The sequence below is a fragment of the Streptomyces sp. NPDC005648 genome, from assembly GCF_040605395.1.
Classification (GTDB): domain Bacteria; phylum Actinomycetota; class Actinomycetes; order Streptomycetales; family Streptomycetaceae; genus Streptomyces.
In genome coordinates, this window is record NZ_JBEXCS010000001.1 from 14,010 (window position 1) to 29,967 (window position 15,958).

Here is a 15,958-nt window from a genome sequence, read left to right on the forward strand (position 1 = left end):
CGATGGGCGTGCCCGCCTGGATTCGGGTACACGTGTGCTGGTTACACTCGCCGGGCTGTAAGAAAGATCATGTTGACGGGGTGAATCCTTCCGATGAGCGACGTAAGCACCATGCAGCCGCTGTCCGCCGACGCCCAGGAGGACGCCGGTCACGGCCGTCACCGGGGCCAGGGTTCGGTCCAGGACGGTGACGCGGCCCCTCGTGGCCGCCACCGCAAGCCGACCGAGGACACCGAGGCAGCTGCCTGAGGTACACACGTGGGGCCCGCACATCACCGACGATGTGCGGGCCCTTCCGTGCGCCCGCCCGTTGCCCGTTGCCTGTTGCGCGTTGCCGCGTGCCTAGGTCCGCTTGAGGCCGAGGACCTCGGCCGCCGCGAACGTCTCCCCCTCCGGCCGCTGCGCGTAGTGCGGACCGAGTACGGCGTCCAACTCGTCGTAGGTGAAGGTGTCCTGCTTGCTGTCGAACTTGGCCCGCACCCTCGGCCGGTCCACCACCGCCACCATGCCGCCGTGCACCACGAACAGCTGGCCGTTGGCGCGGGAGGCGGCGGGCGAGGCCAGATAGCCGACGAGCGGGGCGACATGCTCGGGGGCGAGCGGGTCGAGGCCCTCGACCGGCTGCTCAAAGCCAGCGAAGACGTCCTCGGTCATCCGGGTCCGGGCGCGCGGGCAGATGGCGTTGGCGGTGACGCCGTACTTGGCGAGGGCGAGGGCGGTGGAGGTGGTCAGGCCGACGATCCCGCCTTTCGCGGCCGCGTAGTTGGGCTGCCCCGCCGAGCCCGCCAGGAAGGCCTCGGACGAGGTGTTGACGATACGGCCGTACACCGGACCGCCCGCCGCCTTGGACCGCTCCCTCCAGTGCGCGGCCGCGAAGTGGGTCGTGTTGAAGTGGCCCTTGAGGTGGACCCGGATCACCGAGTCCCATTCGCCCTCGGTCATGGAGAAGACCATGCGGTCGCGCAGGATGCCGGCGTTGTTGACGAGGATGTCCAGCTTGCCGAACTCCGCCACCGCCAACTCGACCAATTCACGGGCCTGTTGGAAGTCGGCGACGTCCCCGGTGTGGGCGACGGCGCGGCCGCCGGCCTCGCGGATCGCGGCGGCGACCTCCTCGGCGGGGCCGGTGGAGGCCTCACCGGAGCCGTCCCGGCCGGGCTGACCGTAGTCGTTGACGACGACGGCCGCGCCGAGCCGGGCGAGTTCGAGCGCCTCGGCCCGGCCCAGGCCCCGGCCCGCGCCGGTGACGACGGCCGACAGTCCTTCGAGGGGCAGTGTCATCGAGAACCTTTCTCGGAGCGGGGGTGCGGACCTCGGGGAGCGCTCAGATCTCGATGCACGTCCGCAGCGCCGAGCCCGTCCGCATCTGGTCCAGGGCCTCGTTGATCTCGCTCAGTGGCACCCGGTGCGTGATCAGGCCCTCCAGGTCGACGCGGCCTGCCCGCCACAGGGCGATGGTGCGTTCGTAGGAGCGCAGCACGTCGCCGCCGCCGTACATCGACGGCAGGATCCGCTTCTCGTCGAAGAACAGCTCGAACATGTTGAGCTGGAGGAAGTCGTCCATGGCGCCCGCGCCGACGACGACGAGGGTGCCGCCGCGCCGGGTGTTCTCGTAGGCCGTGCGGGCGGTGGCCGACCTGCCGACGACCTCGAAGACGTAGTCGAAGCCCTCGCCACCGGTGACCTCCTGTTTGGCGCCGGGCAGGTCGTCCGGCGAAACGGCCCTCGTCGCGCCGAACTTGAGCGCGGACTCCCGGCGCGAGGCGACCGGGTCGACGGCGACGATCTCCGCCGCGCCCTTGAGCCGCGCACCCTGGATCGCGGAGATGCCCACGCCCCCGCACCCGATGACGGCGACCGACGAACCGGCCTCCACATCGGCGGTGTTGAGGGCGGCGCCGAGCCCGGTGGTCACGCCGCAGCCGATCAACGCGGCGATGTCGAAGGGCACGTCGTCGGGTATCGGCACCGCGCACCCGGCGTCGACGACGACCTCCTCGGCGAAGGTGCCGGTCCCGGCGAAGCCGAACACGTCGGAACCGGCGCCGGAGCGGCGGAAGTTGGGGGTACCGGCGTTCATGAATCCGGCCAGGCACAGCTCGGTCTGGCCGCGCTTGCAGGCGGGACACACGCCGCAGGCCGGCAGCCAGCACACGACGACCCGGTCCCCCGGCTTCAAGTGGCCGACGCCTTCGCCGACTTCGAGGATCTCGCCCGCGCCCTCGTGGCCGGGCACGAACGGCGCCGGCTGGGGCAGCACTCCGCTCATCGCGGACAGGTCCGAGTGGCACAGCCCCGTGGCCCGCACCCGTATCCGCACCCGCCCGGGCCCGAAGCCCACCGCCTCGACGTCGTCGAGGACCTCCAGCTTGTCCTGCCCGATCTCGTTCAGTACGGCTGCTCGCATGGTGCGGCTCCCCTCGGGACGGCGTGTGGGATCAAGGCCTTTACGGCTCAGGAGTGTTCGACGACCGTGTCGGCGAGGACGGGCGCGTCGTCCCGTTCGACCGCGCTCACCCCGACCCGGGTGACCTCCGGCCCGTGCCACATCCGGATGCGCAGCGTCTCCCCCGGATACACGACCCCCGCGAACCGGGTGCCGTAGGACCGCACCCGGCTGACGTCCCCGCCGAGCAGGGTGTCGACGACGGCCTTGAGCGTCATGCCGTAGGTGCACAGCCCGTGCAGGATGGGCCGTTCGAAGCCGGCGCGCTTGGCGAAGTCGGGGTCGGCGTGCAGCGGGTTCCAGTCGCCGGAGAGGCGGTAGAGCAGGGCCTGGTCCTCGCGGACGGCGCGTTCGACCGTCCGGTCGGGCTGGCCGGCGGGCGGTTCGAGGCCGGTGGATGGGCCACGGTCGCCGCCCCAGCCGCCTTCTCCGCGTACGAAGATCTGGGCGTCGTTGGTCCACAGCGGGCCGTCCGCGTCGGCGACCTCGGTGCGCATGACCAGGACGGCCGCCTTGCCCTTGTCGTACACGGCGGCGATCCGGCCGGTCGCGGTCGCGGTGCCCTCGACCGGGATGGGGCGGTGCAGGGTGAGCGACTGGCCGCCGTGCAGGACCTTCGCGAGGTCGACGTCGATGCCCGGCATGGCCAGGCCGCTGATCACTCCGGGCGAGCCGGATCCCGCGACGGTGGCGAAGCTCGGCAGGACGTGCAGCCGGGACTCCAGGGTGTAGCGCAGCTCGTCGGGGTCGGTCGCCGGGCGGCCCGCGCCGACGCCGAGGTGGTAGAGCTGGACGTCCTTGCGGTCCCAGGTGATCTCGCCGGACCGGGGCTCGGCGGCGAGGGCCTTGGCTGCGTCGATGGGCATACGGCTCCTGGTGGTTCGGATGGCTCAAGACCCCGGCGCGGCCGTCCGCACCGTCGGCCGCACCGAGGTCGTCACGATGGCCGGTCTAGAACGCGTTCCAGTCCGGCGCCCTCTGTATAGCCCAGTGGTCCGTACTTGTGAAGGCTCCTGACGCCGTGTCAGTTCCGCCGCTTCGGGTCACCCGTGACATTTGTCCTGCCCGAGTCCGTACAAGCGCATCTGCCGGTCCGGGCGCGGGCTTCGTAGCGTCGTAGACATGACGAAGACGACGGGGACGACGGGGACGACGGGGACAACGAGGACGGCGAGGACGGCGGCGGGGATCGCGACGGGGGCGACGCCGGCCGTGTCCTTCGCGGGGGCGGTCAAGAGTTTCGGTGCCGTGCGTGCCCTCCGGGGCGTGGATCTGCGTATCTCGCGGGGCGAGACGGTGGCTCTGCTCGGCCGCAACGGCGCCGGGAAGTCCACCACGATCTCGCTGCTGCTGGGGCTGACCGAACCCGACGAGGGCCGTGTCGAGCTGTTCGGCGGTCCGCCGTTCGCCTCGGTGCGGGCGGGGCGGGTCGGCGCAATGCTCCAGGAGGGCCGTGCGGTGCCCCGGGTGACCGTGCGGGAGCTGGTCACCTTCGTGGCCGGCCGCTATCCGGCGCCGATGCCGGTCGCGCGGGCCCTGGAGCTGGCCGGGATCGCCGATCTCGCGGGGCGCCGGGTGGACCGGCTGTCCGGCGGCCAGACGCAGCGGGTCCGGTTCGCCGTCGCCCTCGCCGGGAACCCCGCGCTGATCGTGCTGGACGAGCCGACGGCCGCGCTGGACGTGGAGGCGCGGCACGCCTTCTGGGCGTCGATGCGGTCCTACGCCCGCCTCGGCCACACGGTGCTGTTCTCCACCCACCACCTGGAGGAGGCCGACGCGTACGCCGACCGCATCCTCGTCATCGACGGCGGCCAGATCGTCGCCGACGGTACGGGAGAACAGCTGAAGCGGGCGGTCGGCGGCAGCCTGGTCGCCCTCGACCTGGCGGGGCGCGGGGCCGAGGGGCTGGAACTGCTGCCGGGCGTACGGTCGGTGGAAGTGCGCGGCGACCGGGCGCGGCTGCGGACCGACGACCCGGACGCGACGGTGATCGCCCTGGCCGGGCTGGGGGCGATTCGGGGTCTGGAGGTCGCGCCGGCGTCCCTGGACGAGGCGTTCCTGGCGCTGACGGCACGCGAGGGGCGGGCGGCCTGATGCTGGACTATCTGCGGCTCGAGGTGCGCCGGACCCTCCGTGACGCCGGCTTTGTCGTCGGCGGGATCGCGATGCCCGTGCTGATGTATCTCCTGTTCACCAACCTGGGTGCGGACGACGGGAGTTGGAAGACCGGGGCGATGGTCGGGATGGCCGGGTACGGTGCCGTCGGCTCCGCGCTGAACACCGGCGGCGGGGTCGCCGAGGACCGGGCGATCGGATGGCTGCGGCAGCTGAGGGTGACCCCGATGACACCGCGGCAGGTGGTGATCGGGCGGACGCTGACCGGGTCGGTGACCGTGCTGCCGGCGATCGTGGCCGTGCTGGCCGCCGGCGGGCTGCTCAACGGCGTACGGCTGGACGCCTGGCAGTGGGCGGCGATCGCGGTGCTGCTGTGGCTGGGCTCGGTACCGTTCACCCTGTTGGGCCTGGGCAACGGCTACCGGCTGACCGGGCAGACCACCGGCGTGGCGAACATGGCCTGCAACCTCGGACTGGCCGTCCTGGGCGGCCTGTGGTTCCCCGTCACCCTCTTCCCCGACTGGCTGCGCACCCTCTCCGGATACACGCCGACCTACCGCTTCGCCCAACTGGGCACGTCGGTCGCGGCCGGCCACGCCCCCGCCCTCGGCGCGCTCGCGGTACTGACCCTGTGGCTCCTGGCCTTCGGTTCGTACGCTGTGCTGTCGTATCGGCGCAGCACGGAGAACCCCTGAGCGAGGAACAAGAACACCCGACCGAGGAACATCCGACCGAGGAATGTCTGACCGGGGGACATGAGATGGACTGTGACATCACATGGCGGCGGAGGGTGCTGGACCAGCTGGTGGTCTGGCAGGCGTCACGGGCGCTGTGGAAGAACGACATGGAGCGCTTCAAACAGCAGCAGAAGACGGCCCGCAAGGGCGGGAAGGTGCCCGACAGCATGGGTCCGCCGCCCACCGGCTTCGCCCTGCTGCCCTGGCTGCTGATGGGGATGGGCTCCTTCTCCAACCTGCTCCAGGGCAAGACCCCCAGCCCGTGGATCGGCGGCATCGGCCTGTTGGCCTTCAACTCCCTGTACATCTATGTCACGTTCCGCTCCTTCGTGAAGGAGAAGCGCGAGGAGAGGTCCACCCGCGTCGCCCTGTTGCTGATGGCTCTGCTGACCACCGGTCTGGCCATCGGCTACGGGGGCAACTGGCTGATGTTCTTCCCGCTGCTCGGCCTCGCCACCGGCGCCGTCCTGCGTGGACCGTGGCTCGGCAGGACGGGGCTCGCGCTGGCCGCCTTCGCCGCCGGCGTCGCCGTCCTGCGCGACGGGGCGGACGCGGTGACCATCGGTTACGGCACCTTCCTGTCGACCATGGTGACCGCCGCGATCCTCTCCCTGTCCGAGGCCGTACGGGAACTGCAGGCCGCCCGCGAGAAGCTGGCCCTGCAGGCGGTCGAGAAGGAGCGGCTGCGGTTCTCCCGCGATCTGCACGACCTGCTCGGGCACACCATGTCGGTGATCGTGGTGAAGTCGGAGGCGGCCCGCCGCCTGGCGACCCGGGACCTGGACGCGGCGCTCGCCCAGATCACCGACATCGAGTCCGTCGGCCGTCAGGCGCTCACCGAGATCCGCGAGGCGGTCACCGGTTACCGCGAGGGCAGCCTCGGCACCGAACTCGACCGGGCCCGCTCGGCACTGGACGCGGCCGGCGTGGAGCCGACGGTGCGCCGCTCGGGCGCGCCCCTCGCCCCGCAGACCGAGGCGCTGCTCGCCTGGGTGGTGCGGGAGGCGGTCACCAACGTCGTACGGCACGCCGACGCGACCCGCTGCGAGATCACCGTGACCAGCGCCCACGAACGCGTCCGCCTCACCATCACCGACAACGGCCCGGCCGGCGGCGACCTTGGCGGCGGCGGCATCGGCACCGCCAACCCCCCGGACGGCGGTCCGGCCAACGGTCACGGCGAGGGCGAGTCGTCGTCCCCCTCGCTTCCGGGCATCGGCGGCACCGGTCTGAAGGGTCTGACGGAGCGCCTCGCGGCGGCCGGGGGCTCCTTGCGGGCCGGTCCGTCGCCGCGCGGCGGTTTCGCGGTCACCGCCGAACTCCCGCTGGAACCCGGCGATGCCGTGCTCGACCCCGAGCCGGTCGCGGCGCCCGGGCCACGCTGACCGCCCAGCGCACGTCGTCCGTCCACGAGGTGGCGTTGTCCCCCAGGAGGTGACGCCGTCCCGGGCGTCGGAGCCGCCGCCATGGGGGCCCGGCCCACCCGCGCCCTACCCTTGGGCCGTGGACGAGATGCCCCGGGACCATCGCCCGGCGAAGAGCGTGCGGGTTCTGCTCGCCGAGGACCAGGGAATGATGCGGGGCGCGCTCGCCCTGCTGCTCGGTCTGGAGGAGGACCTGGAGGTCGTCGCCCAGGTCGCGGCGGGCGACGCCATCGTGGACGCGGCCCTCACCCACCGCCCTGACGTCGCCCTGCTCGACATCGAACTGCCGGGCATGAGCGGTCTGGACGCGGCGGCGGAGCTGCGCGAGCAGGCGCCCGACTGCCGGGTGCTGATCCTGACCACCTTCGGGCGGCCCGGCTATCTGCGCCGTGCCATGGAGGCCGGGGCCGCCGGCTTCCTGGTGAAGGACGGTCCCGTGGAGGAGCTGGCCGCGGCGATCCGCCGGGTGCTGACCGGGGAGACCGTGATCGACCCCGCGCTGGCGGCCGCCGCGCTCAGCGCCGGGCCGAACCCGCTGACCGCCCGCGAGTGCGATGTCCTCAAGGCGTCCGTGGACGGCGCGACGGTCGCCGACATCGCGGCCCGGCTGCATCTGTCCGAGTCCACGGTCCGCAACTACCTCTCCTCCGCGATCGGCAAGACCGGCACCCGCAACCGCATGGAGGCGATGCGGGAGGCCCGGCAGCAGGGCTGGCTCTGACGCCGCTTCACCCGGCCGCCGGGACTGCCCACCTGGTCGCCCCCGCCCGCTCAGTCGCCCCCGCCCGCTCAGTCGCACCCGCCTACCTGGTCGCGCCCGCCTACCTGGTCACCTCCACCGACTTGTAGGCGGTGTCCTTCGGCGCGAGGCAGACGAACCAGTTGACCGGGCTGCCGTCGGCCGGCCGGATGGTCATGTCCCCCATGTTGACGGAGCCGGGGTCGGTGGTGAGGCGGACGACCGTGCTGGTGCCGTCCTTCCACCGGCAGGTGACCTCGCGGGCCGTCTTCGCGACCTGGCCGATGACAAGGCGCTGCGGTCCGGTGTTGCCCGTCAGCGGGACCGCCCCGGCCTCGATGTCCTTGCCCGCCATGGCGTCCCAGTGCCTGACCGTGTCGAACAGGACCGTCTTCGGTTTGTCCGCGTCCCCGTAGATGCGGCTGACGAAGTACGAGGTCCTGCCGATCAGGTCGGACGCCTGGGAGGCGTCGGCCGGCGACAGCCCGAACAGCGCCATCGCCGCGTACTGGGCCTCGGCCTCCGTCCTGTTGCGGGGGGCGTCCCACACCTGGAGGTCGACCTCCCACTGCTTGTCGTGTTCGGTGCCGAGGGCGAGGGTGCTGGTCCACGGCTGGTTCACATGGCGTGGCTTGGGCGCCGGGGGCCGGGTCGCCACCTGTGCCGGGCCGCGCCCGTCGCCGTGTGTCAGGCCCGCCGCGGCCAGGGTCCCCGTCGACCCGGCGAGAGCCAGCGCCACGGCCGCGCCGATCGCCCACCGCCGCGTCCGGCGCCTACGGCCGCCCCGGATCACCGCCTGCGTGGGGGCTATACCGATCTCCACCCCGTCCGCCGCCTCGGCCAGCAGGAGGGCGATGTCCCTGTCCGTCATGTCGTGGCTCGCTTCCCGGTCCGCGCTCATCACTTACGCCCTCCCTGCGTCACCATGTCGGGCAGTCCCGGTATGGCGCGGAGTTTCGCGATGCCCTTGGCCGCGTTGCTCTTCACCGCGCCGACGGAGCAGCCCATCGCCTCCGCCGCCTGGGTCTCCGTCAGGTCCTCCCAGTAGCGCAGGACCACGGCCTGCCGCTGCCTGGGCGGCAGTTGGGCCAGCGCCTTCAGCAGGACGCCCCGGTCTTCCGCCTGCGCGATGCGGTCGCCGGTGTCGGCGATCTCGCGGACCAGGCCCGAGTCGTCCTTCGGCGCCAGGAACTCCCGCAGTCTTCTGCGGTGTTTGCGCGCGTGGGCGTTGATCATCACACGCCGTACGTACGCCTCCGGGTCGTCCGCCGAGCCGACCCGGCGCCAGGCCACGAAGACCTGCTCGAGTGTCGACTGGACCAGGTCCTCAGCGGCGTGCTGCTCCCCCGTGAGGAGAAATGCCGTCCTCATCAGCCGCGGCCAGCGGCCGATGACAAAGCTCTGGAACTCCTTGTCCCGAGCCTCCCTGCGATCCCCCATGGGCACCTCCTAGATGTCTGAAGGAGTCCATGAGCCGCCCGGACCGTTGCCTCCCCCGAGCAAGAATCTTCCCCGCCGCACGGGGGCACCGCCGACAGCCCCGCGTCGCGGCCCCCTCACCGCCGGACGGCCCCTCACCGCCGGACGGCCCCTCACCGCCGGACGGCCTCACCGCCCGGACGGCCTCCGCGGCAGCCACACCAGCATCAGCGCGACCCCCGCCAGCAGCACCCCCGTCCCCGTCCGGAACACCAGCGCGTACCCCTCGGTCAGGGCCGCCGGGCCGTCTCTGCCCGCCGTCCGGGCCGCCGCGATCGTCGACATCACCGCGAGCCCGAGTGAACCGCCCATCGTCCGCGAGGTGTTGACCAGCCCCGACACCAGCCCGGCCTCCCCGGGCGCCGCGCCGGAGGTGGCGAGGGACGCGAGCGGGGTCGCCGTGAGGCCCGCCCCCAGCATCATCAGGATCCCCGGGAACATGATCTCGGTCAGATAGTTCCCCTCGGTCGTCATCAGCGACTGCCAGCCGAAGCCGGCCGCCGCGACGACCGTCCCGAGCGCGGCCACGTTGCGCGCGCCCAGCAGCGGCATGAAGCGGGGCGCGGACTTCGAGCCCACGAGCACCGCCAGCGAGCTGGGCACCAGCGCCAGACCGGCGTCCAGCGGCGAGTAGCCGAGCACGTTCTGGGCGTACAGCGTCATGAAGTACCACATGCAGAACATCGCGGACCCGCTGAGGAACATCGCCGCGTTCGCCGAGGACACCGCCCGCGCCCGGAACAGCCCCAGCGGCATCAGCGGAGCCGCCGTACGCGCCTCGACCAGCAGGAACGAGGCCATCAGCGCCGCTCCCACGGCCAGCGGCACCAGCGTCGCGGCGGCCGTCCACCCCTCGGCCTCGGTCTGTGAGATGCCGTAGGCGAGCGTCCCGAGCCCCGCCGTCACCAGTACCGCGCCCGGGAGGTCGAGCCGCCGCCCGTCGCCGTTGCGACTCTCCGCCAGCCACTTCACGGACGCGGCCAGTACGACCGCCCCGATCGGCACGTTGATCAGCAGCACCCATCGCCACGACAGCCAGTCCACCAGCGCCCCGCCGACCAGACCGCCGGCCGCGCCACCCCCGGCGCCCACCGCCGTCCAGGTCGCGATGGCACGCGCCCGCGCCGCCCCCTCCGGCACGGCGGACGTGAGAATCGTCAGCGTCGAGGGCGCGAGCACCGCCGCCCCCAGTCCCTGCACGGCCCGTGCGACCAGCAGCTGGCCGCCCTCATGCGCGAGTCCGCCGCCCAGCGAGGCGAGGGTGAACAGCCCCAGCCCGACCAGGAACATCCGCTTGCGCCCGTACAGGTCCCCGGCCCGCCCGCCGAGCAGCATGAACCCGGCGAAGGCGATCGCGTACGCGTTGACCACCCATTGCAGCCCCTGCGCGCTCAGGCCCAGGTCGGCCCGCATCGACGGCAGCGCCACATTGACGACGGACACGTCCAGCACGACCAGGAACTGCCCGGCACAGGCGAGCGCCACCACCAGCCACATGGGAGGCGCGATACGAGGGGACGAACTCCGGGTGACGTCAGCGGCTTCCAACATGCCTGTCATGTTCCCAACCCGGTTACGCCCCTTGCATCAGGATTTCGCCCCAGCCGGCCCTCGGTCGCCGGACCTAGGCCCGGGCTCGCCCGGCGCCGTCCCGGCCCTTGCGGCGTATCGCGTCGAGGGTCTGCCAGGCCATGAGGAGACAGGCGACGAGGGCGAAGGGCCAGATCCACGGCGGAGCGTCGGCGACGCAGAAGGGCGTGAGTGCCGACAGGGCCGCCAGGGCGCTCCAGAGCAGGAGTCGGGCGACGAGCAGGGCCCACGGGTTGGTGGGACGGGCGAGGACGAGGTGCCCGCGCACCGAGTCCGGAGGGATGGCCATGTCTGTCTCCGCCTCTTTCCCGCCCGGCGAGTGCGCCCCGCCGCATGCGTTGCCGTCGAGCACCTGTATGCGCCCGCAGCATCGCATGCGGCGGTTGCCGCAGCAGGCCCCCCTCCTAAGACACCGCCCGTACCAGCGTCACCACCGCCGCCCCGCCCAGCCCGATGTTGTGCGCGAGGCCCACCCGTGCTCCCGGTACCTGCCGCGCAGCCGCCTCGCCCCTCAGCTGCCACACCAGCTCGGCCACTTGGGCGATCCCCGTCGCCCCCAGCGGATGCCCCTTGGAGATCAGCCCACCGGACGGGTTCACCACCCACCGGCCGCCGTATGTCGTCGCCCCGGACTCCACGAGCTTCCCCGACTCCCCCGGCCCGCACATCCCGAGTGCCTCGTACGTCAGCAGTTCGTTGACCGAGAAGCAGTCGTGCAGCTCGACGACGTCCACGTCGTCGATCCCGAGCCCGGACCGCTCGTAGACCTGCCGCGCCGCCTCCCGGGACATCGGCTGCCCGACGACGTCGACGCACGACCCGGACGCGAAGGACTCCTCGGTGTCCGTGGTCATGGCCTGGGCGACGATCTCGACGAGGCCGGTGAGCCCGCGCCGCTCGGCGAACCGTTCCGACACCACCACGGCCGCGGCCGCCCCGTCGGACGTCGGCGAGCACTGGAGCTTGGTCAGGGGGCGGTGGACGGTACGGGCGGCGAGGATGTCGTCGACCTCGTACACGTCCCGGAACTGGGCGTTCGGGTTGTGCCGCGAGTGCCGGTGGTTCTTGGCGGCGACGGCGGCGAGCTGTGCCTCCGTGGTGCCGTACCGCTCCATGTGTTCGCGGGCCGCGTCGCCGAAGATCTGGGCGGTGGGCGGGGTCATCTCGAAGCCGTGCCGGGCGGCCATGATCCCGTAGTGCCGGGCGACGGGAGAGGTGGCGAAGTCCCCGCCGTCGGCCCCTCCCCCGAGCGCGCCCCGCTTCATCTTCTCGAAGCCCAGCGCCAGTACGCAGTCGGCCGCTCCGCCCTCCACCAGCTGCCGGGCGAGCATCAGCGCGGTCGATCCGGTGGCGCAGTTGTTGTTGACGTTGTACACGGGGACGCCGGTGAGACCCAGCTCATAGGCGGCGCGCTGGCCGGCCGTGGAGGGCTGGAAGCAGTAGCCGACGGGCACCTGCTCGACCTCGTCGTACGTGACCCCGGCGTCCGCGAGCGCCGCGCCGCCCGCCTCCCGCACCATGTCCCAGTACTGCCAGTCCCGCGTCTCGGGCTTCTCGAACCTGGTCATCCCGACCCCGGCCACAAATGCCCGCATGACTCTCCTCCAGGCTGCCCTCCGGGCGGCGCTCACGGCTGCCCTCATGGCGCGCGAGACTAGAACACGTTCCACAAACCCACCAGATCCATGACGGCCAGTCAGATGTCCAAGGCCCGGTCAAGAAATGGTTAGAGGCTCGAAGCAACGGAATAGTTGCCTGTGCATACGAGGTTTACCCAGCACTTATCTCACTGGAGGCCTCACTCAATGACGCACACGACGACCGAACAGCCCGCCCGGAGAGCGAGCGGGGCCCTGGTCCCGGTGCTCGCCTTCGCGGGCATCGTTGTCGCGGTGATGCAGACCCTGCTCGTCCCGGTCATCAAGGACCTGCCGCAGCTGCTGGACACCGCACCCAGCAACGCCACCTGGGTCCTGACCTCGACGCTGCTCTCGGGCGCCGTCGCCACCCCGATCATGGGCCGCCTCGGCGACCTCTACGGCAAGCGGCGGATGCTGATCCTGAGCCTCGGGGTGATGGTCGTCGGCGCGCTGGTCAGCGCGCTCACCAGCGACCTGCTCACCATGATCGCCGGCCGTACGCTCCAGGGCTTCGCGATGGGCGCCATCCCGCTCGGCATCGGCCTGATGCGCGACATGCTGCCCCGCGAGAAGCTCGGCTCGGCGATGGCCCTGATGAGCTCCTCGATCGGCGTCGGCGGCGGACTCGCGCTGCCGCTCGCGGCCCTGGTCGCCCAGCACGCCGACTGGCACGCCCTCTTCTACGGCGCCGCCGGCCTCGGCGCTCTCTCGATCCTCCTCACCCTCCTCGTCGTCCCCGAGTCGCCGATGCGCGCCGAGGGCTCCTTCGACGTCCTGGGCGCGGCGGGCCTCTCCGCGGGTCTGGTCCTCTTCCTGCTGCCCATCACCAAGGGCAGCGACTGGGGCTGGACCTCCGGCACCACGCTGGGCCTGTTCGCCGCGTCGGCCGTCGTCCTGCTCCTGTGGGGCGTGTTCGAACTGCGCGTCCAGGCCCCGCTGGTCGACCTGCGCACCACGGCCCGCCCGGCCGTCCTCTTCACCAACCTGGCGTCGATCATGGTCGGTGTCAGCTTCTACGTCGTCTCGCTCGTCCTTCCCCAGCTGCTCCAGCTCCCGAAGGCGACCGGCTACGGCCTCGGCCAGTCGATGGTCGTCGCCGGTCTGCTGGTGGCGCCGCTGGGCCTGACGATGATGGTCACGGCCCCGGTCTACGCCCGGCTCTCCGCCAAGTACGGCCCGAAGGTCACCCTGATCCTGGGCATGCTGATCATCGCGATCGGCTACGGCGCCGGCCTCGGCCTGATGAGCGCGGCCTGGCAGAGCCTGGTCATCGCCGTCCTCCTGGGCGCGGGCATCGGTCTCGCCTACTCCTCCCTGCCGGCCCTGATCGTCGGCGCGGTCCCGGCCTCGGAGACCGGCGCGGCCAACGGTCTGAACACCCTGATGCGTTCGATCGGTACATCGGTGTCCAGCGCCGTGATCGGCATGGTGCTCGCCAACACCGCGAACACCGTGAACGGCGTCGAGATCCCGACCATGCACGGTTTCCGGGTCTCCTTCCTGATCGCGACCGGCGCGGTCGCCGTCGGTCTGCTGATGGCCCTGTTCCTGCCGAAGCCGAACCGCGCCCCGCAGCTGCGCGCCAGCAGCGAGGAGGACGCGAACATCGAGCGCGCCGAGGAGGTCCTGCGCGGCTTCCGCGGCCGTGTCCTGGACGCCGAGGGCGCCCCGGTCTCCCGCGCCAAGGTCACCCTGATCGACCGGCGGGGCCGCCAGGCGGGCGCGACGCTCTCCGAGGAGGACGGCAGCTACGTCCTCGCGGTGCCGGGCGAGGGCGCGTACGTCGTCGCCGCCCGGGCCGTCGGACACGGTCCGCTGGCCTCGTCGGCGACGCACGGCGGCGAGGAGCGGCCGGTCGACCTGGACCTCTCCCTCCCGGGCGAGCAGGTCGCCGCGCACTGAGCCACGCCCGCACGGCCCTCTCCCCTCGGCCCCGAGGGGAGAGGGCCGTTCCCCTGTCCGTGCGAAAATGACGCCGCGCACAAGGGGGAGGGGCCGGGAAAGGGGCGGGGACATGATCGGAACGGTGTTCCGCAGCGAGGACATACCCGCCGAGGACAGATTCGACCTGTGGCGCGACCTGCTCGCCCGCACCCGCTCCCCCAGCGACATCAGCAGCGTCCACGCCGGCGACTTCTGGGCCGAGCACCGCCTGATGGAACTCGGTCCGGTGACCGTCGGCTCGACGTCCTTCCTGCCCACCCGCTACCGCCGCGGCCCGCGCCGGGTCCGCCAGTCCGACCCCGAGCTCTACCATCTGACGCTCCTCCTCGACGGCGGCCTCGCCCTCGACCACGCGGACCGCACCGGCACCTTCGGCCCGCGGGACCTGCATCTGGCGGACAGCTCACGGCCGTACGACCTCAGAGCGCGGGACGAGGACGGGCGGGACCCCGTCCGGGGTGTGGCCGTCGACTTCCCCAAGGTGCTGCTCCCCCTCCCGCCGGACCGGGTCCGGGAGTTGCTGGGCCGGGGCCTGCCCGCCCGGGACGGGATCGGCGCACTGCTGGCCGACTTCCTGACCGGCCTGGAACGCCAGGCCGACACCCTCGGCCCGGCCGACGCCCCCCGCCTCGGCACGGTCGTACTCGACCTGGTGACCGCCCTCTTCGCACAGCTGCTGGAGGCGCGGTCCGCGCTGGAGCCGGAGTCCCGCGCGCGGGTCACCGCCGAACAGGTACAGGCGTTCATCCGCCGCAATCTGCACGACCCGGAGCTGACCCCGCGCACGATCGCCGCCGCGCACTACATCTCCCTCTCCTATCTCCACCGCGTCTTCCAGCAGCACGCGCGGGGCGAGACGGTCGCCGCCCGGATCCGCGCCCAGCGCCTGGACTCGGCCCGGCGCGACCTCGCCGACCCCGCCCAGAGCGCCGTCCCGATCCATACGATCGCGGCCCGCTGGGGCATGCCCCGCGCCTCGGACTTCACGCGCGCGTTCCGGACGGCGTACGGGGTCTCCCCGAGGGAGTACCGGGCGGAGGCGTCGGCCGGGCGGCCGTAGCGGCGCACCCTCGCTCGCCCGTCTACCGGCGAGTAGGGCAGCATGGTCACCCGGACAGACACCGCGACACTCACCCGGCCACTCACCCGGACACACGTCCGCTGCGCCCCGTCGGAAAGGCAGGCCCCATGACCGCGGCACCCAAGCCGGAGATCCTGGCCGCGTTCGAGGCCGCGAAGGGGTTCATGCCCACGGGCGAGGGCCTCGCCCTGTACGCGGCGGCCGTGGAGGCGGGCGCGCTCGGGCTGCCCCTGCTGGAGGTCGGCACCTACTGCGGCCGCTCCACGATCCTGCTCGCCGACGCGGCCCGTGAGGCCGCCGTCACCGCCCTCACCCTCGACCACCACCGCGGCAGCGAGGAGCAGCAGCCCGGCTGGGACTACCACGACCCGGAGACGGTCGACCCGGAGATCGGCCTGATGGACACGCTGCCCACCTTCCGGCGGACGCTGTACCGCGCCGGTCTGGAGGAGCACGTCGTCGCCGTCGTCGGCCGCTCCCCCCAGGTCGCGAAGTTCTGGGGCACTCCCCTGGGCCTGGTCTTCATCGACGGCGGCCACACCGACGAACACGCGACCGCCGACTACGAGGGCTGGGCCCCCCATGTCGCCGAAGGCGGTCTCCTGCTCATCCACGACGTCTTCCCCGAGCCCGAGGACGAGTTCACCGGCCAGGCCCCGTACCGCGTCTACCTCCGCGCCCTCGCCTCCGGCGCCTTCACGGAGGTCTCGGCCACCGACTCGCTGCGGGTGCTGCGGAGAACGGGAGCAGGGATCTGACGGCG

The 15,958-nt window shown here is 72.3% G+C and carries 16 protein-coding genes; 8 read left to right on the forward strand and 8 right to left on the reverse strand.

Annotation, left to right across the window (positions count from 1 at the left end; all coding sequences use genetic code 11):
• Positions 1-93 precede the first annotated feature (93 nt).
• On the forward strand, positions 94-249 hold the full coding sequence (locus ABZT17_RS00075) for a hypothetical protein (RefSeq protein WP_356341667.1): 156 nt from the start codon (positions 94-96) through the stop codon (positions 247-249).
• 93 nt (positions 250-342) lie between these two features.
• Here ABZT17_RS00075 and ABZT17_RS00080 read toward each other — a convergent pair whose 3' ends face one another.
• The 3 genes from ABZT17_RS00080 to ABZT17_RS00090 are packed head-to-tail and all read right to left on the reverse strand — an operon-like array spanning position 343 to position 3,312.
• Positions 343-1,281 carry a 3-oxoacyl-ACP reductase gene (locus ABZT17_RS00080; protein WP_356341669.1) on the reverse strand — a complete coding sequence of 313 codons (939 nt, stop codon included), beginning with the start codon at positions 1,279-1,281 and terminating at the stop codon, positions 343-345.
• 43 nt (positions 1,282-1,324) lie between these two features.
• Complete coding sequence (locus ABZT17_RS00085) at positions 1,325-2,407, reverse strand: Zn-dependent alcohol dehydrogenase (protein WP_356341672.1); 1,083 nt, start codon at positions 2,405-2,407, stop codon at positions 1,325-1,327.
• Positions 2,408-2,454: 47 nt separating this feature from the next.
• Entirely contained in the window at positions 2,455-3,312 is an 858-nt protein-coding gene (locus tag ABZT17_RS00090; protein WP_356341674.1) for a MaoC/PaaZ C-terminal domain-containing protein, read from the reverse strand.
• A gap of 346 nt (positions 3,313-3,658) precedes the next feature.
• On the opposite strand from ABZT17_RS00090, the gene ABZT17_RS00095 reads away from it, so the two are divergent.
• From ABZT17_RS00095 to ABZT17_RS00110, 4 genes are all read left to right on the forward strand, one after another.
• Positions 3,659-4,540, forward strand: a complete 882-nt coding sequence (locus ABZT17_RS00095) for an ABC transporter ATP-binding protein (RefSeq protein ID WP_356342224.1) — start codon at positions 3,659-3,661, stop codon at positions 4,538-4,540.
• Entirely contained in the window at positions 4,540-5,256 is a 717-nt protein-coding gene (locus ABZT17_RS00100) for an ABC transporter permease (RefSeq protein WP_356341677.1), read from the forward strand. Before ABZT17_RS00095 ends, ABZT17_RS00100 begins: the two co-directional genes overlap by 1 nt.
• 65 nt (positions 5,257-5,321) lie before the next feature.
• A complete protein-coding gene (locus ABZT17_RS00105) occupies positions 5,322-6,683 on the forward strand; it encodes a sensor histidine kinase (protein WP_356341680.1) in 1,362 nt (453 codons plus the stop codon).
• Positions 6,684-6,810: 127 nt separating this feature from the next.
• Positions 6,811-7,443, forward strand: coding sequence for a response regulator transcription factor (locus ABZT17_RS00110; RefSeq protein WP_356342226.1), 633 nt, complete (start codon positions 6,811-6,813; stop codon positions 7,441-7,443).
• Positions 7,444-7,543: 100 nt separating this feature from the next.
• Here ABZT17_RS00110 and ABZT17_RS00115 read toward each other — a convergent pair whose 3' ends face one another.
• From ABZT17_RS00115 to ABZT17_RS00135, 5 genes are all read right to left on the reverse strand, one after another.
• On the reverse strand, positions 7,544-8,362 hold the full coding sequence (locus ABZT17_RS00115; RefSeq protein ID WP_356341682.1) for a hypothetical protein: 819 nt from the start codon (positions 8,360-8,362) through the stop codon (positions 7,544-7,546).
• A complete protein-coding gene (locus ABZT17_RS00120) occupies positions 8,362-8,901 on the reverse strand; it encodes a SigE family RNA polymerase sigma factor (protein ID WP_356341684.1) in 540 nt (179 codons plus the stop codon). The genes ABZT17_RS00115 and ABZT17_RS00120 overlap by 1 nt, the downstream gene beginning before the upstream one ends.
• A 168-nt stretch (positions 8,902-9,069) precedes the next feature.
• Positions 9,070-10,500, reverse strand: coding sequence for a DHA2 family efflux MFS transporter permease subunit (locus ABZT17_RS00125; RefSeq protein ID WP_356341687.1), 1,431 nt, complete (start codon positions 10,498-10,500; stop codon positions 9,070-9,072).
• A gap of 64 nt (positions 10,501-10,564) precedes the next feature.
• A complete protein-coding gene (locus ABZT17_RS00130; protein WP_356341689.1) occupies positions 10,565-10,819 on the reverse strand; it encodes a hypothetical protein in 255 nt (84 codons plus the stop codon).
• A gap of 115 nt (positions 10,820-10,934) precedes the next feature.
• Entirely contained in the window at positions 10,935-12,125 is a 1,191-nt protein-coding gene (locus ABZT17_RS00135) for a lipid-transfer protein (protein WP_356341692.1), read from the reverse strand.
• A 210-nt stretch (positions 12,126-12,335) separates the two neighbouring features.
• Between ABZT17_RS00135 and ABZT17_RS00140 the strand changes: the two genes are divergently transcribed.
• The 3 genes from ABZT17_RS00140 (at position 12,336) to ABZT17_RS00150 (ending at position 15,953) form a co-directional block, all read left to right on the forward strand.
• Complete coding sequence (locus tag ABZT17_RS00140; RefSeq protein ID WP_356341694.1) at positions 12,336-14,072, forward strand: MFS transporter; 1,737 nt, start codon at positions 12,336-12,338, stop codon at positions 14,070-14,072.
• Positions 14,073-14,184: 112 nt separating this feature from the next.
• Complete coding sequence (locus ABZT17_RS00145) at positions 14,185-15,174, forward strand: AraC family transcriptional regulator (protein WP_356341697.1); 990 nt, start codon at positions 14,185-14,187, stop codon at positions 15,172-15,174.
• Between the two features lie 128 nt (positions 15,175-15,302).
• Complete coding sequence (locus ABZT17_RS00150; RefSeq protein ID WP_356341699.1) at positions 15,303-15,953, forward strand: class I SAM-dependent methyltransferase; 651 nt, start codon at positions 15,303-15,305, stop codon at positions 15,951-15,953.
• Positions 15,954-15,958 lie beyond the last annotated feature (5 nt).